At 59.9% G+C, this 18,396-nt stretch carries 15 protein-coding genes; all 15 read right to left on the minus strand.

The features are described 5' to 3' along the window. Window positions 1–27 precede the first annotated feature (27 nt). Complete coding sequence (locus C4J86_RS18330) at window positions 28–1,503, minus strand: sigma-54 dependent transcriptional regulator (protein WP_124363784.1); 1,476 nt, start codon at window positions 1,501–1,503, stop codon at window positions 28–30. A gap of 170 nt (window positions 1,504–1,673) precedes the next feature. Beyond that, window positions 1,674–1,970, minus strand: a complete 297-nt coding sequence (gene fliT, locus C4J86_RS18335; RefSeq protein WP_124367849.1) for a flagellar protein FliT — start codon at window positions 1,968–1,970, stop codon at window positions 1,674–1,676. 25 nt (window positions 1,971–1,995) lie between these two features. Then, window positions 1,996–2,400 (minus strand): flagellar export chaperone FliS, encoded by a 405-nt coding sequence (fliS, locus tag C4J86_RS18340; RefSeq protein WP_124367850.1) that lies wholly within the window; start codon window positions 2,398–2,400, stop codon window positions 1,996–1,998. Between the two features lie 140 nt (window positions 2,401–2,540). Further along, window positions 2,541–3,935: a flagellar filament capping protein FliD gene (gene fliD, locus C4J86_RS18345; RefSeq protein WP_124367851.1), complete on the minus strand. Its 1,395-nt coding sequence runs from the start codon at window positions 3,933–3,935 to the stop codon at window positions 2,541–2,543. Window positions 3,936–4,016: 81 nt separating this feature from the next. Further along, a complete protein-coding gene (locus C4J86_RS18350) occupies window positions 4,017–4,367 on the minus strand; it encodes a flagellar protein FlaG (RefSeq protein ID WP_124367852.1) in 351 nt (116 codons plus the stop codon). Between the two features lie 75 nt (window positions 4,368–4,442). Beyond that, window positions 4,443–5,864, minus strand: a complete 1,422-nt coding sequence (locus C4J86_RS18355; protein ID WP_124367853.1) for a flagellin — start codon at window positions 5,862–5,864, stop codon at window positions 4,443–4,445. A 263-nt stretch (window positions 5,865–6,127) separates the two neighbouring features. Continuing rightward, window positions 6,128–7,057 carry a ketoacyl-ACP synthase III gene (locus C4J86_RS18360; RefSeq protein WP_124371423.1) on the minus strand — a complete coding sequence of 310 codons (930 nt, stop codon included), beginning with the start codon at window positions 7,055–7,057 and terminating at the stop codon, window positions 6,128–6,130. A gap of 278 nt (window positions 7,058–7,335) precedes the next feature. Beyond that, complete coding sequence (locus tag C4J86_RS18365; protein ID WP_124371424.1) at window positions 7,336–8,940, minus strand: flagellar hook-associated protein 3; 1,605 nt, start codon at window positions 8,938–8,940, stop codon at window positions 7,336–7,338. 14 nt (window positions 8,941–8,954) lie between these two features. Then, the gene (flgK, locus tag C4J86_RS18370; protein ID WP_124371425.1) at window positions 8,955–11,000 is read right to left on the minus strand and encodes a flagellar hook-associated protein FlgK; all 2,046 of its coding nucleotides are present in this window, start codon (window positions 10,998–11,000) and stop codon (window positions 8,955–8,957) included. Window positions 11,001–11,010: 10 nt separating this feature from the next. After that, window positions 11,011–12,276 (minus strand): flagellar assembly peptidoglycan hydrolase FlgJ, encoded by a 1,266-nt coding sequence (flgJ, locus tag C4J86_RS18375; RefSeq protein ID WP_124371426.1) that lies wholly within the window; start codon window positions 12,274–12,276, stop codon window positions 11,011–11,013. A gap of 4 nt (window positions 12,277–12,280) precedes the next feature. Further along, window positions 12,281–13,390, minus strand: coding sequence for a flagellar basal body P-ring protein FlgI (locus C4J86_RS18380; protein WP_372237507.1), 1,110 nt, complete (start codon window positions 13,388–13,390; stop codon window positions 12,281–12,283). Window positions 13,391–13,396: 6 nt separating this feature from the next. Next, the gene (gene flgH, locus C4J86_RS18385) at window positions 13,397–14,092 is read right to left on the minus strand and encodes a flagellar basal body L-ring protein FlgH (RefSeq protein WP_124363795.1); all 696 of its coding nucleotides are present in this window, start codon (window positions 14,090–14,092) and stop codon (window positions 13,397–13,399) included. A 52-nt stretch (window positions 14,093–14,144) separates the two neighbouring features. Then, window positions 14,145–14,930, minus strand: coding sequence for a flagellar basal-body rod protein FlgG (flgG, locus tag C4J86_RS18390; RefSeq protein WP_057721328.1), 786 nt, complete (start codon window positions 14,928–14,930; stop codon window positions 14,145–14,147). 70 nt (window positions 14,931–15,000) lie between these two features. After that, window positions 15,001–15,741, minus strand: coding sequence for a flagellar basal body rod protein FlgF (locus tag C4J86_RS18395; RefSeq protein WP_124363796.1), 741 nt, complete (start codon window positions 15,739–15,741; stop codon window positions 15,001–15,003). 1,007 nt (window positions 15,742–16,748) lie between these two features. Further along, window positions 16,749–18,311 carry a sigma-54-dependent transcriptional regulator gene (locus tag C4J86_RS18400; RefSeq protein ID WP_124367858.1) on the minus strand — a complete coding sequence of 521 codons (1,563 nt, stop codon included), beginning with the start codon at window positions 18,309–18,311 and terminating at the stop codon, window positions 16,749–16,751. Window positions 18,312–18,396 lie beyond the last annotated feature (85 nt).

The raw sequence follows: 18,396 nt of genomic DNA on the forward strand, positions 1-18,396 counted from the left end.
AAGAATCAACTGGTTGAAAAACAGGCGTCAATCATCCGCCTGTTCATCGCCCTCTTTGCGGCTCATACCGTACTTGCGCATCTTTTCCACCAGGGTGGTGCGACGGATACGCAGGCGCTCGGCGGCACGCGCGACGATGCCGTTGGCGTCGTCCAGGGCCTGCTGGATCAGGCCTTGTTCCAGGTTGCCGAGGTAGTCCTTCAGGTCGAGGCCTTCCGGCGGCAGCATGGCCGTGGCGCCGAAGTCCGGCGCGTGGCCGTTGATCGCCACGCGTTCTTCCATGTCGCTGCGCAGGCTGTCGACCAGTTGCTCGTCTTCATCGTCGACGTAGCGAAATTTCTTCGGCAACTCGACCACGCCGATCACACCGTAGGGGTGCATGATCGCCATGCGTTCCACCAGGTTGGCCAGCTCGCGGACGTTGCCCGGCCAGCCGTGGCGGCACAGCGACATGATTGCGGCGGAGTTGAAGCGGATGGAGCCGCGTTTTTCGTGCTCCATGCGTGAGATCAGTTCGTTCATCAACAACGGGATGTCTTCCACACGCTCACGCAGCGGCGCCATCTCGATTGGGAATACGTTGAGGCGGTAATACAAGTCTTCGCGGAAGCTGCCGACCTCGATCATGCTTTCGAGGTTCTTGTGGGTCGCGGCAATGATGCGCACATCCACGCTCTGGGTCTTGTTGCTGCCCACGCGCTCGAAGGTGCGCTCCTGCAACACGCGCAGCAGCTTGACCTGCATTGGCAACGGCATATCGCCGATTTCGTCGAGAAACAGCGTGCCGCCATTGGCCAGTTCGAAGCGCCCGGCACGGCTGGTGATCGCGCCGGTAAAGGCGCCCTTCTCGTGGCCGAACAATTCGCTTTCCAGCAGCTCTGCCGGGATCGCCCCGCAGTTGACCGGCACGAACGGCCCGTCGCGACGCTTGGAATGGTAATGCAGGTTGCGTGCGACCACTTCCTTGCCGGTGCCCGACTCGCCCAGGATCAGCACGCTGGCGTCGGTGTCGGCCACTTGCTGCATCATCTGGCGCACGTGCTGGATCGCCCGGCTGGTGCCGACGAGACTGCGAAACAGGTTGGGTTCACGGTGACGGCCGCGCTCGCGGGCCTGGTCGTACATCTCGCGATAGACCTGGGCGCGGTGCAGGGAGTCGAGCAACTTGCTGTAGCTGGGGGGCATTTCCAGGGTGGAAAGTACCCGGCGACGCTGGTCTTCAGGCAGGTCGACGGAAGAAATATCGCCCATCAGCAACACGGGAAGGAACTCATCCCAGGTTGACAGTGTCTTTAACAAGCCCAAAACAGCGCCAGGAGCGTTTACCGTCCCGATCAGCACACAAATGACTTCACGGCTCGACGCCAACGAGCTGACCGCCTGCTGCCAATCATGGCTACCGCAGGGCAAATTTTCTTCACCGAGAAAATTTAAAATCACCGCTAAATCGCGGCGGCGGACGCTATCGTCATCGATCAGCAGAATTTTGGTTTCACGCCACATGCAATAGCAACTTCCCTAGTAAAACTTCCTGCCCCGGAATGAAGGCAATCAAGACGTCTGTAAGACTTATCTTCTACTAGACGTCTGAAATCTGAAAACAGCACTAGTTAAGTCAAAAATGCTGGCACAGTCAAATATATGACGCGCCGTTCGGACCAACCGCGCCCCTATCAGCCGAACAGATGGTAAACCTTTGACGCATTTTTCGCTTGGTTGATCTGCGACATCTCTTCGAATATCGCCTGGCGCTCGCCGGTCGTCACCTCAAGTAACTGCTGGTACACCGCCAACAGTGCCTCCAGCTTCTCCCGCAACGCATTCTCGTCCACCGGCGCTTCGCTGAGCACGTTATCGATCACGTTGCGACAGCCCAGGTCCAACTCGCCAATGGCGTCCCAGTTGCGCGCAGCCAGTGCGTCGACCAGGGCTTCACGGGTTTCATCAATGCGTTGCAGTGCGTGGCTCATGACGTGCTCCTTAAGGCTTCAGGCCTTATTCTGCTACTGCCTGTTGCGCCGCAATGGCGTCCCAGCCTTCTTTTACGGTGATCAGCAAACGAGCCACTTCGTCGATCATGTCGGCGTCGTTATGCAGGTTCGCTTCCATCAAACGGTTAGTCATATATGCATACAAACTTTCCAACTGCTGAACGTAGGCCGGGTTATCACTCTTTTCTGCATCCAGGCCGTCACGCAGGCCGATCACGATATCAATCGCCTTGCCGAGCATCAGGCCCTTGGCAGCGATGTCGCCACGCGCCAGCGCCCCTTTGGCCTGGGCCATGCGGTCCAGACCGCCTTCCATCAGCATCTGCACCAGGCGATGCGGGCTCGCCTCGGAGATCTGGGCATGGGAATTAACCTTCTGGTATTGGCGAAGGGCTCGCATGGGATTCATGGTTCTACCTCGTGACAGGCGACAGCGAAAAGGATTTCAGTAACCATTATGTCGACTGGGCTGCTAGAAACTTTAACCCCGATGGTCCTGTAAAAAACAAAGCCCAGGTCAGATGACCCGGGCTTTTTTCATGCATTCAGTCAATTGTTTTTCTGGTTGTTCAGCGCGTTGAGCGTGCCCATGATGTTGTTACTTTGCTGGCGTAACTGGGCGACCAGCGAATCCATCGCCGCGTATTTGCGTGTCAGGCTGGCTTGCAGATCCGCCACATGCACGTCTAGTTCCGCCTGGTCCTTGCTCAAGGTCTTGAGACTATCGGATAGAGCGGTCGTGCGCGTCGCGAAGATACCGGTGGTCGCTTTGGCATAACCTTCAGTGGCATTGGTCATGCGTGCCAGCAACCCGGTCTTGCCGCTGAACATACTGCTGATATCTGCCGAGTTGGTCAGCGCAATCTTGTCGAAGGTTTTGTCATCCATGGTCAACAGACCGGTACCGGAGTCGGTACTGATACCGAATTGTGCCAGGGACTTGATGGTGCCATTCCCGGACAAGGCGTTGAACTCGGCGCGCAAGGAGCTTTGCAGCGAGCGCATGTTGGCGTCACCGGTCAAGGTCGCCGATACCGAGTTACCCGCCGCGTCCTTGGTCACCTTGGTTTCGGCATTCATCGCCTTGAGCAAAGCGTTATAGCTGTCGACAAAGCCTTTGACCCCGGACTTGAGCGCCGCGGTGCTGGTACTCACGGAAATCGTCGTGGTTGCCTTCGGCCCGTCCGGGTCCTTCGTATCCACGGGCGGTGAAACCGACAGCAGCTTGATGCTGACCCCGCTCACCGCGTCCGTGATGTTGTTGGTCTTGGACGTATAGGGCACGTTATCGATGGTGTACTCGGCGTTCTGCGGCGTATCGATCACTTTGTAGCCGGTATCAATACCCGAGTTGCCCGACAACGTCAGGTCCGAACCGACGCCACCCGTGGTGGAAGTCAACACCATGCGCGAGCCGGTGGAGTCGGTAACGATGTTGGCACTAAGCCCGACGGTGCCGAACTGGGTGTTGATCGAGTCACGCACCTGCTGCAGGGTTGCGCCCGGCGGCACGCTCAGATCAAACTTTTTACCCGACTGGGAGATGGTCAGGGTGGTTGCGGTATCGCCCTTGTTAACCACTGTCGAAGCGCCGCCAGCCAGGGTGACCGTGGACAGTTTGGAAGGCTGGGCGAGTTTATTGACCACCAGGTTGAAGCTGCCGTTGGCAGCGCCCTGGGCGGTGGTCATGGTCGCGACCTTTTCATTTGACGAAGTGCCGGTCAGGCCACTGAAGCTGTTGTCGTCGGTCATGCTTTTGATGGCGCCACGGAAAGCGTCCAGCGCCGACTGGATTTTGCCGATCGACGACAGCTGGGTAGTCGCTTTCTGTGACTGGGTATTGATCTGGGTCTGCTTCGGCGCCCGATCGGCGTCGACCAAAGCTTTTACGATGCCCTGGATGTCGATGCCAGAACCCACACCGTTTACCGTTGTACTCGCCATCGTCTTTCTCCTAATACGGCTGCTGGCGTTTTCTTGACGAACCGCACTTCAAGAAAACAGCGCAACAAGTTTCATGCCAGTTCAGACCTTTTCATCGAACAGCACATGACTGGCGGTGGCCAGATTTTGTGCCAGCTTCAAGGCCGTTTCCGACGGAATCTGGCGGATCACTTCACCACTTTCAGTGGCGATGACCTTGACCACGACCCGATGGGTGGAATCATCAATGGAAAAATCCAGTTTGCGCTGGGCCGCTTGTACGAACTCTCGAATATCGGTGACTGCTTTTTCCAGGTCAGCCCGTTTCGGCTCACCGGCGGTCGGCACGATCGCCTCGACCTTGGTTTTGTCTTTGTCCGCAACCACCGCGGTGGCCGGGCCTTGAGGGGCTACCGGTGGATAAGACGAGGCCAGCTTTACACTCATGTCCATGTCCAATCTCCTCTACAACCGAAAAGACGAAAGGGCACGTAAACGCGCCCTTCCGTCAGTTACCAAGCGCCGTTATTACTGAAGCAGCTTCAGTACAGCGGATGGCAGTTGGTTGGCCTGCGACAGGATCGCGGTAGCAGCCGACTGCAAGGTTTGTTGCTTGGTCAACTCAGCTGTTTCAGCAGCGAAGTCGGTGTCTTGAACGGTGGAGCGTGCAGCGGTGGAGTTTTTCTGAATGTTGGTCAGGTTGTCTACAGTAGTGGTCAGACGGTTCTGAACAGCACCCAGGCCCGAACGAGTGCTATCGATGCCGCCGATAGCCTTGTCCAGTACCGCGATAGCAGCCTGTGCGTTGAAAGCGCTGCTTACGTCGGTCTGTGCAACAGTGGTCTTGGCCGAAGCTGCGGCAGTACCTGCTGCGGCGAACAGACCGGTCACACCAGCACCGTTCAGCGCGTAGCCTTTGGACGAATCCAGGTTCACTGCACCGGTAGCGATCAGGCCGTCGGCCAGAGCGACGCCGGTACCGAAGGCACCTTTACCGTCTTTGGTAGCAACAGTGATCGAACCGGCGTCAGTGGAGGCGCTGAAGTTCAGGTTCTCACCGGAGTCGGACTTGACCGACAAAGTGCCTTTGGATTCGTCATAGTTGACGCTGATACCCAGTTTTGCAGAGTTGGATTTCAGTTGGTCAGCCAGGCTGGCGGTATCGGTTACACCGGTGAAAGTGGTGGCTTGGCCGCCAACAGTCATGGTGAAGGTAGCAGGCGCGGTCTTGGCGGCAGCACCCACGCTGAATTGAGCTTCAGTGCTGGCGGAAGCGCTCAGGCCACCTACAGCGCCGTTCAGTTGGCTGGCGATGGTTTTCGCCGATGCGCCTGCTGCTACGGTAACAGTAGCGGTCTGGCCGTTACCGGTGATACCGATATCGCCACCGGCAACACCTGTGGTGCTAGGTGCAACGCCGACGCTCTTGATCTGCTGCGAGCCGATGTTGTTAGCAGCAACGTTGTCCAGGGACAGGTTGATGGTTTCGTTGGCATTGGCGCCAACCTGGATGGCTTTGGTGCCGTACGAACCGTCGAGCAGTTTCTGGCCACCGAAGGTAGTGGTTTGCGAGATACGGGTCAGTTCCGAAGTCAGCGCCTGGTATTCTTCCTGGTTGGAAGTACGGTCAGCGTCGCTCAGGGAGCCGGTAGCCGAGGACAGAGCCAGGGTACGCATCTTTTGCAGAATGTCGGTCGAAGCCTGCATTGCGCCTTCAGCGGTTTGCGCGATGGAGATACCATCGTTGGCGTTCTTTACAGCTTGGCCCAGGCCGTTGATTTGGCTGGTCAGACGGTTGGAGATCTGCAGGCCCGAGGCGTTGTCTTTAGCGCTGTTGATGCTCAGACCAGTGGACAGACGCTGCATGGAGGTTTGCAGCGAGTTGGCCGCTTTGCCAAGGCCGTTCTGGGTAGTGATGGAAGCAATGTTGGTGTTTACTGTTAAAGCCATGACGAAATCCTCGATGGATGGATACTGCGGCTTCCGGCCCTGGCAACCGCCGGGTGTGGCCTGAGAACCTACGTAATAGTTATCGTCGTGGTAGCCGGTTGCTTGAGGGTTTTTTTGATTTTTTTTACTAGCCCTGTGCCAGCCCTTGCATTTCAAGGGGTTAGCACTGCCGAAAACCCAGGGTTTATTGGGTTTTCTGGCGCCAAATAAAAAACGCCGATGATCTTTCGATCATCGGCGTTTTGTTATGCGCCCTTAAAGGGTCAGGGGCGATACAGAATCGCCGAGCCCCAGGACAGGCCCACGCCAAAACCACTGATCGCCACGCGCTTCCAGGTGGCGTCCATCACGTGCTTTTCCAGCAGCAACGGAATGCTCGACGACACGGTGTTGCCGGTCTCGACCATGTCTTTGATGAACTTGTCCACTGGCGCATCTTCAAAGCGTCGCGCCACGGCGTCGACAATCGCCGCACTGCCTTGGTGAATGCAGAACGCATCGATGTCATCGGCCTTGAGGTCCGACTCATCCAGCAGTTCGTGCAGATGCGCCGGCACCTTGAGCAGGGCGAAGTTGAACACCTGGCGACCGTTCATGAAGAACACGCCATCGCTGACCTTCAGGTGCGGCGCGCCGGAACCGTCGGTGCCGAACTTGGATTTGCCCAGCAACCACGGCGCGTCTTCGCCCATCCAGGTGGCGGTGGCGGCGTCGCCGAAGAGCATGGTGGTGTTGCGGTCTTCCGGGTCGACGATCTTCGAATACGGGTCGGCGGTGATCAGCAGGCCGTTTTTCAGGCCGGTGGCTTCCATGAAGCCCTTCATCGCGTAGATGCCATAAACGTAACCGGAACAGCCCAGGGAAATATCGAAGGCGGCCACGTGGGTTGGCAGGCCCAGTTTGTCCTGGACGATGGCGGCGGTGTGGGGCAGCCCTTCTTCATCGCCGTTCTGCGTGACCACAATGACGGCATCGATGGACTCGCGCTTCAATTCCGGGTTGTTGGCAAACAAAGCGTTGACCGCCTCGACACACAGATCGGAGGTTTCCTGCGTGGCTTCCTTGCGCGGCAGGAACGCCGAACCGATCTTGCCAATGATGAACTCTTCATCCTTGGCGAATTTGGCACCCTGGGCGTAGTTATCGATACCGTCCGCCGGCACGTAACTGGCGATGCTTTTTATGCCAATCATTGTGGCTTCCCAATACTAAATAGCTGGAGAACACCCCAGGGTCTGCGCCCGAAGTGCTGACAATAAAGGGGGATGCCCCCATAAAAATTTCGCTGAGCGCCGCGCAGAACGACGGCAAGGCGACTTATCCTTTTTACACAATACAGTGAAGATGCGCTTTATGACTCACAGGTCACTCAATTTCCATGCATCGGTGCGAAATCTGTAAACACGTCGGCTGCAAAAATGACAACGGCCCAGCCCGTTTCCGGGATGAGCCGCTGATCTACCGCCTGAAATCACATCTTATTGAACAAGCTCAACTGGGAAATTTTAACGAAGGCCAGCTGCGAAGCCTGCAACATGGTCTGCTGCAGCGTGAGATTGATCGCCGCCTCGCCCATGTCGATGTTGGCCAGATCGCTCATGGTGCTCTTGTTCGCCGCACCGATACTGATGTTTTCAGCCGACTGGATATCCAGCGCGGCTTGGCGCGCACCGATGGAGCCGCGCACGTTGTCGACTTGGGCGCGGGAGTTGGCGAAGTTGCTGATGGCGGAGTCCAGCGCATTCTTGAGCTTGACCATCGCATCCGGCTTGCCGTCGGCAGGCTGCTCCAGCGCCAGGCGCAGCTGGCTCAGTGTATCCAGCGCATTCTGGGTCTTCGATGTGCTGGCGGCGACTGCAAACTGATCCCCGGCTTGCGGCGTGCCGCTGACATCGAAGGTCACGCCTGCGGCGGTCACCGTTGGGCCGCCACCGGTATCGCCGGTAGCGATAGCTTTGCTGTCGGCGCTGTAGGGCTGGGCATAGACTTCATACGCAGTACCACTGGTGAACTTGATCACCGCCCCGCTGTTCGCCGGGAACGTGCTCGCATACGCGGTCGGATTGCTTACCTGGGCGTTGGTCAGCTGCGCAGTCGAGGCATTGCTCGGCGTACGGGAAACGCTGAACGTGTCCGGCTTGGCGGCCAGGCTGAACGAACGGTCCTTGACCAGCGCATCGGCATCCGGCCCCGTCGCGATGTCCTTGAGGTTCACCGAGATATCAAAGTTGACGCCGCGCAGGCTGACTGTGGAGCCGCCTTCCTTGGTGGAATCAAAGGTGCCGTTACCCGGAATCTCCGACGTGACATCGGTGCCGTTGCGATCGGACACTTTGTACTGGGTGCTGCTGGTGAAGGTCAGCTTGTAAGGCTGACCGTCGGTGAATTTATTGGTGTAATCGGGGCCCGAAGCCACCAGCCCGGCCGAGATCGACACTTTATTGTCGTTCGGCACTGGCGCAGTTGCCGGCGGCACGATGGCAGGCGCAATCCACGTCGCCTGGGTACGGCCGGCGTTGACGGCCCCGCCCATGATGCTTTTACCGGTATCGCCCGCATTGACTTTCAGCGTGTCGGAAACCTGCAGACTCAGCGGGGTTTCGTCGCCTTGATAGCTGTAGGTACCGTCGCTGTTGCGGCTGTAGGGTGGTGTCGACGTCTTGGAACCGGAAAATAGATAGTTGCCCGACGAGTCCTTGCTATTGAGCAAGCCGAACACCTGGTCCTCCAGCGCACCGATCTGGCCGGCGATTGACTTGCGATCAGCGTCGCTCAGCGAACCGCCCGCTTCCAGGGCCAGGCTACTGGCAGCCTGCAGCGCTTCGTTGATCGAGCCCAACACACTTTCTTCGTTGGTCAGCGAGTTCTTCAAGCTGGTGATATTGCCGTCGAACTGCGCCAACATGTCTTTCTGCTGTTGCAGCAACAACAAGCGCGCCGCGGCTACCGGGTCATCCGCGGCAGTTTGCACGCGCACGCCAGAGCTGGCCTGATCCTGCGCCTTGACCACGCTGGAGTAGTTATCCGAATACTTGGCGGAACTGGTTTCGAAATATTGAGCGGTAGAAATACGCATCGTCCCAGGCTCCCTTAAAGACTATTGATCAGCGTGCTGAAGGTTTCTTGCGCAGCCTTGATGATCTGCGACGACGCGGTGTAGTACTGCTGGAACTTGATCATGTCGCCCGCCTCTTCATCCAGGTTGACCTGGGACACCGAGTTGCGCGCGTCCTGGTTGGCCTTGAGCAAGGCGCCGGTGGCGGTAGTGTCGGTATTGGCCGAAGCGGCCTTGGCGCCCACGGTCGAGACCAGGCGGCTGTTGGCCGCCACCAGGCTCACGCCGCCGCCAGTGCCATCGGACAGGCCGATCGTGGTTTTGGTCTGCAGGTCGAGCAGGGCCTGGGCGTTACGGTTATCCGATTTGCCCGAGGCGTTGAAGGAAAACGTAGTGCTGTCGCCCGCAGCGGGCGCACCTGCGACGGTGGTGTCGAACTTGAAGCTCTTGGCCGGCACCAGCAGCGTGCCGTTGGCATCGCGCATCGGTACGTCGACGGTGATCTTGTTACCCTGGCCCGGCACGATGGTGCCGGTGCCGATCGAGTTACCCTGGGCATCGTTGAGCGTATAGCCCTGGGTGCCATCAGCCGCAGGTTTGCCGAACACCATCTTTACCGGCATCGAATGTTCAATGCCGGTACGCAATTGCGCGGTGTCGGCACCACCATGAATATCGATCGGCAGGGTCAGGGTCGGCGGGGTAAAGGTGCCGGTGCCCTGGTTGGTCTTGCTGCCCTCGCCCAGCAATGGCCCGGCGAACGCGATTTTATTGGCGTCGGTCAACGCGGTGCCGATGGTCGCCGCGCCCGTGGCCGTTGGACTGACTTTGAAACTGTCGCCCGCCGCAATCGGTCCCTTGCCATCCAGGGCCAGCGTGAAGCCGTCGATCACCGGTGGCGGCGTGGTAGTGGTGTCGAACGCGCCCATGGCTTTGCCGTCAGAACGCACCACGGTGTAGTTGTTGCCGCTGGTAAAGGTGACTTTATAGTCGTAGGTCGACAGCTTGCTGGTGTCGCTGATGCTCACGTTCAAGTTGCCGGAGCCAGTACTGTTGCCCATCGAGCCCTGACTGCGCTGGGCAATCGCGGCCGCGCTGTTGATGTCCTTGAACAGCGACGCGCCGAAGTCACCGTTCAGGTCCAGGCCCTGGCCCAGTTGGCTGTTAACGGTATCGGCAGTCGCCAGGGCGATGCGCCCCAGGTCATTGATGGCCGGCATCAGGGCATCACTGCGATAACGCAACAAACCGCCGATGCTGCCGCCGCTGAGCACGTTGCCCAGGTCGATCGCCGTACCGCCGCCGGCATTGAGCTGGATGGTGTACTGGCTTGGATCGTTGCTGCTCGATACCGCCGAAATCGTGTTGGATTGATCGCCCAATACCAGGGATTGGCCGGTGCCGGTGCTGACGCTGAACACGCCGTTCTTTTCGCTGGTGGTCACGCCGACCAGTTCATTGAGCGAACGCACTGCCTCGTTACGCGCATCCAGCAGGTTGGCCGGGGCGCTGTTGCTGGAGCCTTGGGCCAGGGTGATCTGCTTGTTGAGGGAAGCAATCGAGGAGGTCAACTGGTTGACCTGATCGCTCATGGTCACCAACTGCCCGTTGATCGACTCTTTCTGCTCATTCAATTGGCTGGAGATCGCGTTGAAACGGTTGCTCAGGGTCTGGGCGCTGGTCAGCAGCACTTGCCGGGCGGACACATCGCTGGGGTTGGCCGCCGAAGTCTGCACAGCGGCGAAGAACGCGCTGAGTACCGAAGACATGCCGGTGGTCTTGTCCGACAGGGTCTTGTCGATGGCGCTGGCCTGGCTGGAATAGGCCTTGGCGTCGTTGTTGAGCGCCGTGCTGTTCTGGTAGGCCGCGTCGAGGAATTCGTTATACACCCGGCGCACATCGGCCAGGGTCGTGCCGCTGCCGATGTACACGCCGCCGTAAGGGTTGTTGGCATTGGCATTCTGCGTGGTCTGCTGACGCGAATAACCCGAGGTGTTGGCGTTGGCGATGTTATTACTCAAGACCGACAACGATCCTTGAGCGGCATTGAGCCCTGACATCCCGATACTGAGCAAACTCATGGTTCAGACCTTATAAATGTGTGGTTGCGCCAGCGGCAGCGTAGTTCTGGTAACTGTTCATGTTTTTGGCGATCTGCGAAATCTTGCTGGCATAGGCCGGATCGGTTGCATAACCGGCCTTTTGCAACTCGCGTACAAACTGTTCCGGGTTATCGGCTGATTTCACAACTTCTTTATAGCGATCATTGCTTTGCAGCAGGGTGACGAGGTCATGGAAGCTGTCCTGATAGGAGCTGTAGGAGCGGAACTGCGCCGTCTCCTTGACCATCGCGCCGTCGCGAAACTCGCTGGTGATCGCACGTGCCTGGCCGCCCTGCCAGCTCTGGCCGGCCTTGATGCCGAACAGGTTGTGGCTGCTGCTGCCGTCCTCGGCACGCATCACCGATTTACCCCAACCGGTTTCCAGGGCGGCCTGGGCCACCAGGTACTTCGGATCGATACCGATACGCGCGGCGGCGGCCTTGGCCATCGGCAGCATGGTGGCGACGAATTCATCCTGCGAGCTGAAGGCTTTTTTCGCCGGTGCCAGCGGTGGCTGGGCGATGGCGCGGCCGTAGACCTGCATCTTGCCGCTCGGCACGGCAACGCTGCGGGCGGTGCTGTTGACCACGTTGTCGTCGGCAGCACTGTTGCGCAGTGGCGCGCTGGTGGTTTGCGCAGCGACCGGCGTGCTCGGCACAATGCCCGCGAGCAGGCGGTCGGTCAGCTTGCTTGGCAAGGCGATACGGCGCTGGTTCATCAGCTCCATATCGTTGGCATGCGCACTGGCGCCTTCGGGCACCGCCACGCGGTAGGCCCACAACGGGCGCTGGCCGTTGGAGCGACCCAACGGGCCTTGCGCCTGGGTGCCGGCGGCGATTTCCGTCGGCACGTCGGCTTTTTTCGCCGGGGTATCGGCTGCCGGGCCCTGCAAGGTGGCCGCCTGGGCGTCCACCGGTTTGTTCTTCTGCATCTGGCGCATCAGCACGTCGGCCAGGCCGATACCACCGCCTTCGCGGGACATCGACACCGCCAATTGCTGGTCGTACATTTCCTGGTACTGCTTGGCCGCCGGGGTGTTCATCGGGTTGTCCTTGCCCAGGGCCTCGGTGGCCGAGCGCATGGACTTGAGCATCTCGCTCAAGAACAACGACTCGAACTCCTGCGCGACTTTGCGCATGTTGCCGTCGCTGTTCTTGTCGGCACCGACCTTGAGCTGGTTAAGCCGGTTCAGGTCGGAGTAAGACCCCGAGTCCGCCGTGCTGCTGATCCCGCTCTTGCGCATATCCATGACCATGGCCTCAGATCACGATCAGGTCGGCTTGCAAAGCGCCGGCCTGTTTCAGGGCTTCGAGGATCGCCATCAAGTCGCCAGGGGCCGCGCCCACTTGGTTCACCGCGCGGACGATCTCGTCCAGGGTGGTACCGGGACCGAACTTGAACATCGGCTTGGCTTCCTGCTGGGCATTGACCCGCGAACGCGGGACTACCGCCGTCTGGCCGTTGGACAGCGGCCCAGGCTGGCTGACAATCGGGTCTTCGGTAATGGTCACAGTCAGGCTGCCGTGGGTCACCGCCGCCGGCGAGACCTTGACGTTCTGGCCGATCACGATGGTGCCGGTGCGCGAGTTGATGATGACTTTGGCCACCGCCTGGCCGGGGTCGACCTCCAGGTTTTCCAGGATCGACAGGTAGTCCACGCGCTGGCTGGGATCCAGGGGCGCGGTCACGCGCACCGAACCGCCATCGATGGCCTGGGCGACGCCTGGGCCAAGCATGTCGTTGATCTTGTCGACCACGCGTTTGGCGGTGGTGAAGTCGGAACGGTTGAGGTTCAGGGTCAGGCTGTTGCCCTGATTGAAACCACTCGGCACGGTGCGTTCAACCGTGGCGCCACCGGGAATGCGCCCGGCCGACGGTACGTTGACGGTGATCTTCGAACCGTCACGGCCCTCGGCGTCGAACCCGCCCACCACCAGGTTGCCCTGGGCGATGGCGTAGACGTTGCCGTCGATACCTTTGAGCGGCGTCATCAGCAACGTACCGCCCCGCAGGCTCTTGGAGTTGCCCATGGACGACACGGTGATGTCCACCACCTGCCCCGGCTTGGCGAACGCCGGCAAGTCGGCACTGATCGACACCGCCGCGACGTTCTTCAACTGCACGTTGCCCGAGCCTGGCGGTACCTTGATGCCGAACTGCGACAGCATGTTGTTGAAGGTTTGCAGGGTGAACGGGGTCTGGGTGGTCTGGTCACCCGTGCCATTGAGCCCCACCACCAGGCCATAACCGATCAACTGGTTACTGCGCACGCCGGAAATGCTGGCGATGTCTTTCAGGCGTTCGGCCTGGGCGACGGCGCTCAGGCACAGCAACACGACCGCCGCCATCAACTGCTTGAAGTTCAAAATGGCCACCTAGAAAGGGAACAGCGGGCTAAGGAAGAAACGGTCGAACCAGCCCGGCTGGCTTGCATCAGCAAACGAACCTGTACCCGAGTAGGTAATCCGTGCATCGGCAATCCGCGTCGACGGCACGGTGTTGTCGGTGGAAATATCATCGGCACGCACCATGCCGGCAATGCGCACCAACTCGTCGCCGGTATTGAGGGTCATCCACTTTTCACCGCGCACGGCGATGATGCCGTTGGGCAACACATCGGCCACGGTAACGGTGATCGAGCCGGTCAGGCTGTTGCCCTGCCCCGCCGCGCTCTTGCCGTTGGTGGCGCGGTCGCCGCTGTAGCCGGCACTGAGGCTCAGGTCACCGTCACCCAACGGGTTATTGGTGGTCAGGCCGCCGCCGAACAGCGACGTCAGGCCGATACCGGTCTTGCTGGTCTTGCCGATCTGCGAGTTGGCGTTCTTGCTCGCCTGGGTCTTCTCGTTCAGGGTGATGGTGATGATGTCACCGACCCGGAACGCCTTGCGGTCGCTGTACAGGTTCTGCTCGAAACCGGCCTGATAGATCGAGCCATTGTTGGCCGCCGCCGGCAATGGCGTGCGCGGCAACACCGGCGCGTAGTACGGGTCATTGGGTTTCGGCGACGGGGCGACACAGCCCGCAAGCACGGCGATCCCACTCAATGCCAGAACAGAAACAATGCGATTCATGACCCTAACCTCACGGTGTTGCAGGCGCTTTCAAGGGCGCCCCATAGACTGATTACAGATTCTGCGTTACGAACGAAAGCATCTGGTCGGCGGTGGAAATCACCTTGGAGTTCATCTCGTAGGCGCGCTGGGTGGTGATCATGTTGACCATCTCCTCAACCGTGCTGACGTTGGAGGTTTCCAGGGTGCTTTGCAGCGTGGTGCCGAAACCGTTCAGGCCAGGGGTGCCGATTTGCGGCGCGCCGCTGGAGGCGGTTTCGAGGAACAGGTTGTTGCCCATGGCCTGCAGGCCGGCCGGGTTGATGAAGTCGGCGGTTTGCAGGTTGCCGATCACTTGCGACGCGGGGTTGCCGGCCACGGTGATGGACACGGTGCCGTCGTTGCCGACGGTGAAGGTCTTGGCGTCTGCCGGCACCACCACGGCTGGCTCCAGGGCAAAACCATTGGCGGTCACGATCTGGCCGTTGGAGTCTAAGTGGAAGGTACCGTCACGGGTGTAGGAGGTCGTGCCATCCGGTTGCAGGATCTGGAAGAAGCCACGGCCGTTGATCGCCATGTCCAGCGGCTGGCCGGTCTGTTGCAGGTTACCGGCGCTGAAGTTTTTCTGGGTGCCGACGATCTGCACACCGGTACCCAGTTGCAGGCCCGACGGCAGTTCGCTGTCCTGGGTCGACTGGGCGCCTGGCTGGCGCTTGATCTGATAGAGCAAGTCCTGGAATTCGGCGCGATCACGTTTAAAACCCGTGGTCGACACGTTCGCCAGGTTGTTGGAAATGGTGGTCAGGTTAGTGTCCTGGGCGGACAGGCCTGTCTTGGCAACCCATAGAGCCGGAAGCATGCTGTTCTCCTTCGTGCGCCTGTTTGTTGGCGCCGTGCTGCGCTGTTTATTTAAAAGCCAATTAAGGCTGTTAGCTCATCTGCAAGACGCGGGTCATGGCCTGGTCATCTTCTTTGGCGGTGTTCATCATCTTGATGTGCAGCTCGAACTGCTTGGAAAGCGCAAGTACCGCGGTCATTTCCTCAACCGCATTGACGTTGCTCGCCTGCAGAAAGCCCGAGGTCAGCTTGACGTTCGCGTCGGCCTGGGCCGGCTGGCCATCCTTGGTGTGGATGGTGCCGTCCAAACCTTTGTTCATGTTCTTGAGGTCGGGCTGGACCAGCTTGATACGGTCCACTTCGGCCATCACCCGCGGGCCTTCGCCCATGGCGCGGATGCTGATGGTGCCGTCGGCGCCCACTTCGATTTTCTGCTGGGGCGGCACGGCAATCGGGCCGCCGTTGCCCATGATCGGCATACCGTTGCCGGCCCGCAGCACACCGAGCGCATCCACGTTCATGCTGGCGCTGCGCACGTAGGCTTCGCTGCCATCGGGGGTTTGCACGGCCATCCAGCCGTCGCCGCTGACGGCCACGTCCAGGTCACGTCCGGTTTCGATCATCGCCCCGGGCGTGAAGTCGGTGGCCGGCCGTTCGGTCAGGGCGAAAGCCCGCGCCGGAAAGCTGTCACCGAACACCGGCATCGACCGCGCCTGCTCCAGGTCGCGCTGGAAACCGTTGGTGGAAATGTTCGCCAGATTGTTGGCATGGGCCTTCTGCGCCAGAGCATTCTGGCTGGCGCCGGTCATTGCCACGTAAAGGTACTTGTCCACGCTCTATCCTCTTTCTGACGGACGCTTGCCGTCCACCGCTGTACTGATGAGGCTTAAGCAATTTGCGAACCAACTTCTTAAAATTGGCTGAAGAGCAGGCAGGGCGGGGTTTGCGGGTGAACCGCAAGATTCCGAGCGTGGGGTGAGAGTCGAAAAAACGGCGGACTACTGCCGCTAACGGCAAGCCTCGGTCTTGAAGGCGACGCAAATCAAACTGTGGGAGGGGCTTGCTCCCGATGGCGGTGGGTCAGTTCATCAATCTGTGGCTGACACACCGCTATCGGGGCATAGGTATCTACACAACTTTGGCGTGGCCCTGAACCTGTGACGGCTCAGCAGCCGAAGCCTCTCTAACTGCCGCCCCGCGCTCCAAATGTGGGAGGGGGCTTGCCCCCGATGGCGGCCTGACAGACGACCGGGATGTTGGATCAGAGCGAGTACATATCCGTTGCTGCGGTAACGGCTGCTATGGGTTCCGCCCTTACGGCGTCTCACTTTTGAAAAGCGCAAAAGTAAGCAAAACGCTCTTGCCCCACCACTCGGCACCTCGCTTAGGCTCGGTGTGCCCGTAATCCGACAGTGATTTGGGGGGCCGCCGCCACGCGCCATCCATGGCGCGGGGCGGCTAAACCGGCATCCCTGCCGGTTTACCCCCCAAATCACTGTCGAATTCCGGCCAGCGTGGTTTAACGGGGCGCCTAGATCAAGAGCAAGATCAAGAGCGGCTCGCTTCGCATCGTGGTTACCTATGCTGCTACAAAGTTGTGTAGATACCTATGGCTATCGGGGGCAAGCCCTAATGCGAGTCAGTTAAGAAGTAGCAGGAGCGAGAACTAACTTGTGGCGAGGGAGCTTGCTCCCGCTGGGGCGCGAAGCGGCCCCAAACAATGGGACTGTTGCGCAGTCCAGCGGGAGCAAGCTCCCTCGCCACAGGTTCGGTGTCGCCTTAACTGACTGGCATTAGGGCAAGCCCCCTCCCACATTTTTGGACCAATTTGTACCAGTTGTTATTTGCTGGCCTTGAGGATTTCGTAATCGCGCAGTTTGTTGGCGATAGTGGTGTGGGACACGTCCAGGCGCTTGCCCAGCTGCCGGCTGCTCGGATGCTCGGCATACAGCGCTTCGAGCACGGCCTTTTCAAACCGACCGACGATGGCGTCCAACCCGCCTTCCAGCGAGAAATCACCAAGCGGCTGGCGCACGCCGTAATCCGGCAAGCGAATATGCTCAAGCTTGACCGTCCCGCCCTCGCACAGCGAAACCGCCTGGAACAGCACGTTTTCCAACTGCCGCACATTGCCCGGCCAGTGATAGTGGCTGAGTTTGTCCATCGCGGCAGGCGCCAATTTGGGCAGTGGGCAACCGATCTGCCGACTGGCTTGATCGAGGAAGTGCTCGACCAATGGCCCGAGGCCGTCCAGGCATTCACGCAAGGGCGGGATATGCAGCGACAGTACGTTCAAGCGGTGATACAGGTCCTGGCGAAATTCGCCACGGGCGCATAGTTCGGACAAGTCGACCTGAGTCGCGCAGATCACCCGCACGTCGAGGTACACCTCTTCATCGCTGCCCACGCGACGAAAGCACCCGTCCTGCAGAAAGCGCAGCAGTTTTACCTGCAGGCGTGCACTCATTTCCCCCACCCCATCGAGAAACAACGTGCCGCCCGCGGTCAGTTCCAGCAGCCCGAGCTTGCCTTCGGCCCGTGCGCCTTCGAACGCGCCGGGGCCGTAGCCAAACAGCTCGGTCTCGGCCATCGACTCAGGCAAGCCCGCACAGTTGAGCGCCATCAATGGCGACTGGCCGCGCGGGCTGGCGAGGTGACAGGCACGGGCCAGCAGCTCCTTGCCGGTTCCGGTTTCGCCTTCTATTAATAGAGGTGCATCCAGCGGCGCCATGCGCCGGGCTTCGCGCACCACGGCGGCCATCACCTTGGAACTCTGGAAGATGCTGTCGAAGCCGCGCAGTTCCTGCTTGCGCACGTTGTAGATACGCTCGCCCACCCGGTCGGCGCGGTGCAGGGTCAACACCGCGCCGGCCATGGCTTCGCTGTCATCGTGTTCGGAGGATTGCAGCGGCGCGATATCCGCCAGGAACACATCGCCCTTGACCTTGACCCGCAGCCCGTTGATCCGCGACTTGCTGGCGCGCACCAGCTCCGGCAAGTCGAAGTCTTCGGCGTAGCGCGACAGGGGAATGCCCGGCACTTCATCCACCCGCACCCCGAGCAACTGCGCCGCCGCACGGTTGGCCGCAACGATGGAGCCGCCCATGTCGATGGACAGCACCGGAAACTCCAGGGCGCCCAGCAGCGCATTGAGTTCCATGTGCCGACGCTCGCTGGGCATCAGCCCTACCCTTTTCACGCCGAATACGCCGGCGATCGCCTCAAACTGCGGGCGCAGCGCCTGGAACTGCATGTTCACCAGGTTTGGGCAGAACAGGTAGATGGCATTGCCATGCTCGCCGCCGACCTCCCCCTTGGCGACGTTCACGCCGTACTCCACCAACAAGTTGAGGATGTCCCGCAGGATGCCGATGCGGTTCTGGCAATGCACTTTGATACGCATGAAAAGGCCCGAAAAGTGGGTAGGCGCCGCGTCTTTTTTGCCGCTGGGCGCAGATAGTCGTCAAGATTATGTGACAGCTCGGGCG

Origin of the sequence: Pseudomonas sp. R2-7-07 (assembly GCF_003852355.1) — a bacterium.
In the GTDB taxonomy this organism is placed as follows: Bacteria; Pseudomonadota; Gammaproteobacteria; order Pseudomonadales; family Pseudomonadaceae; genus Aquipseudomonas.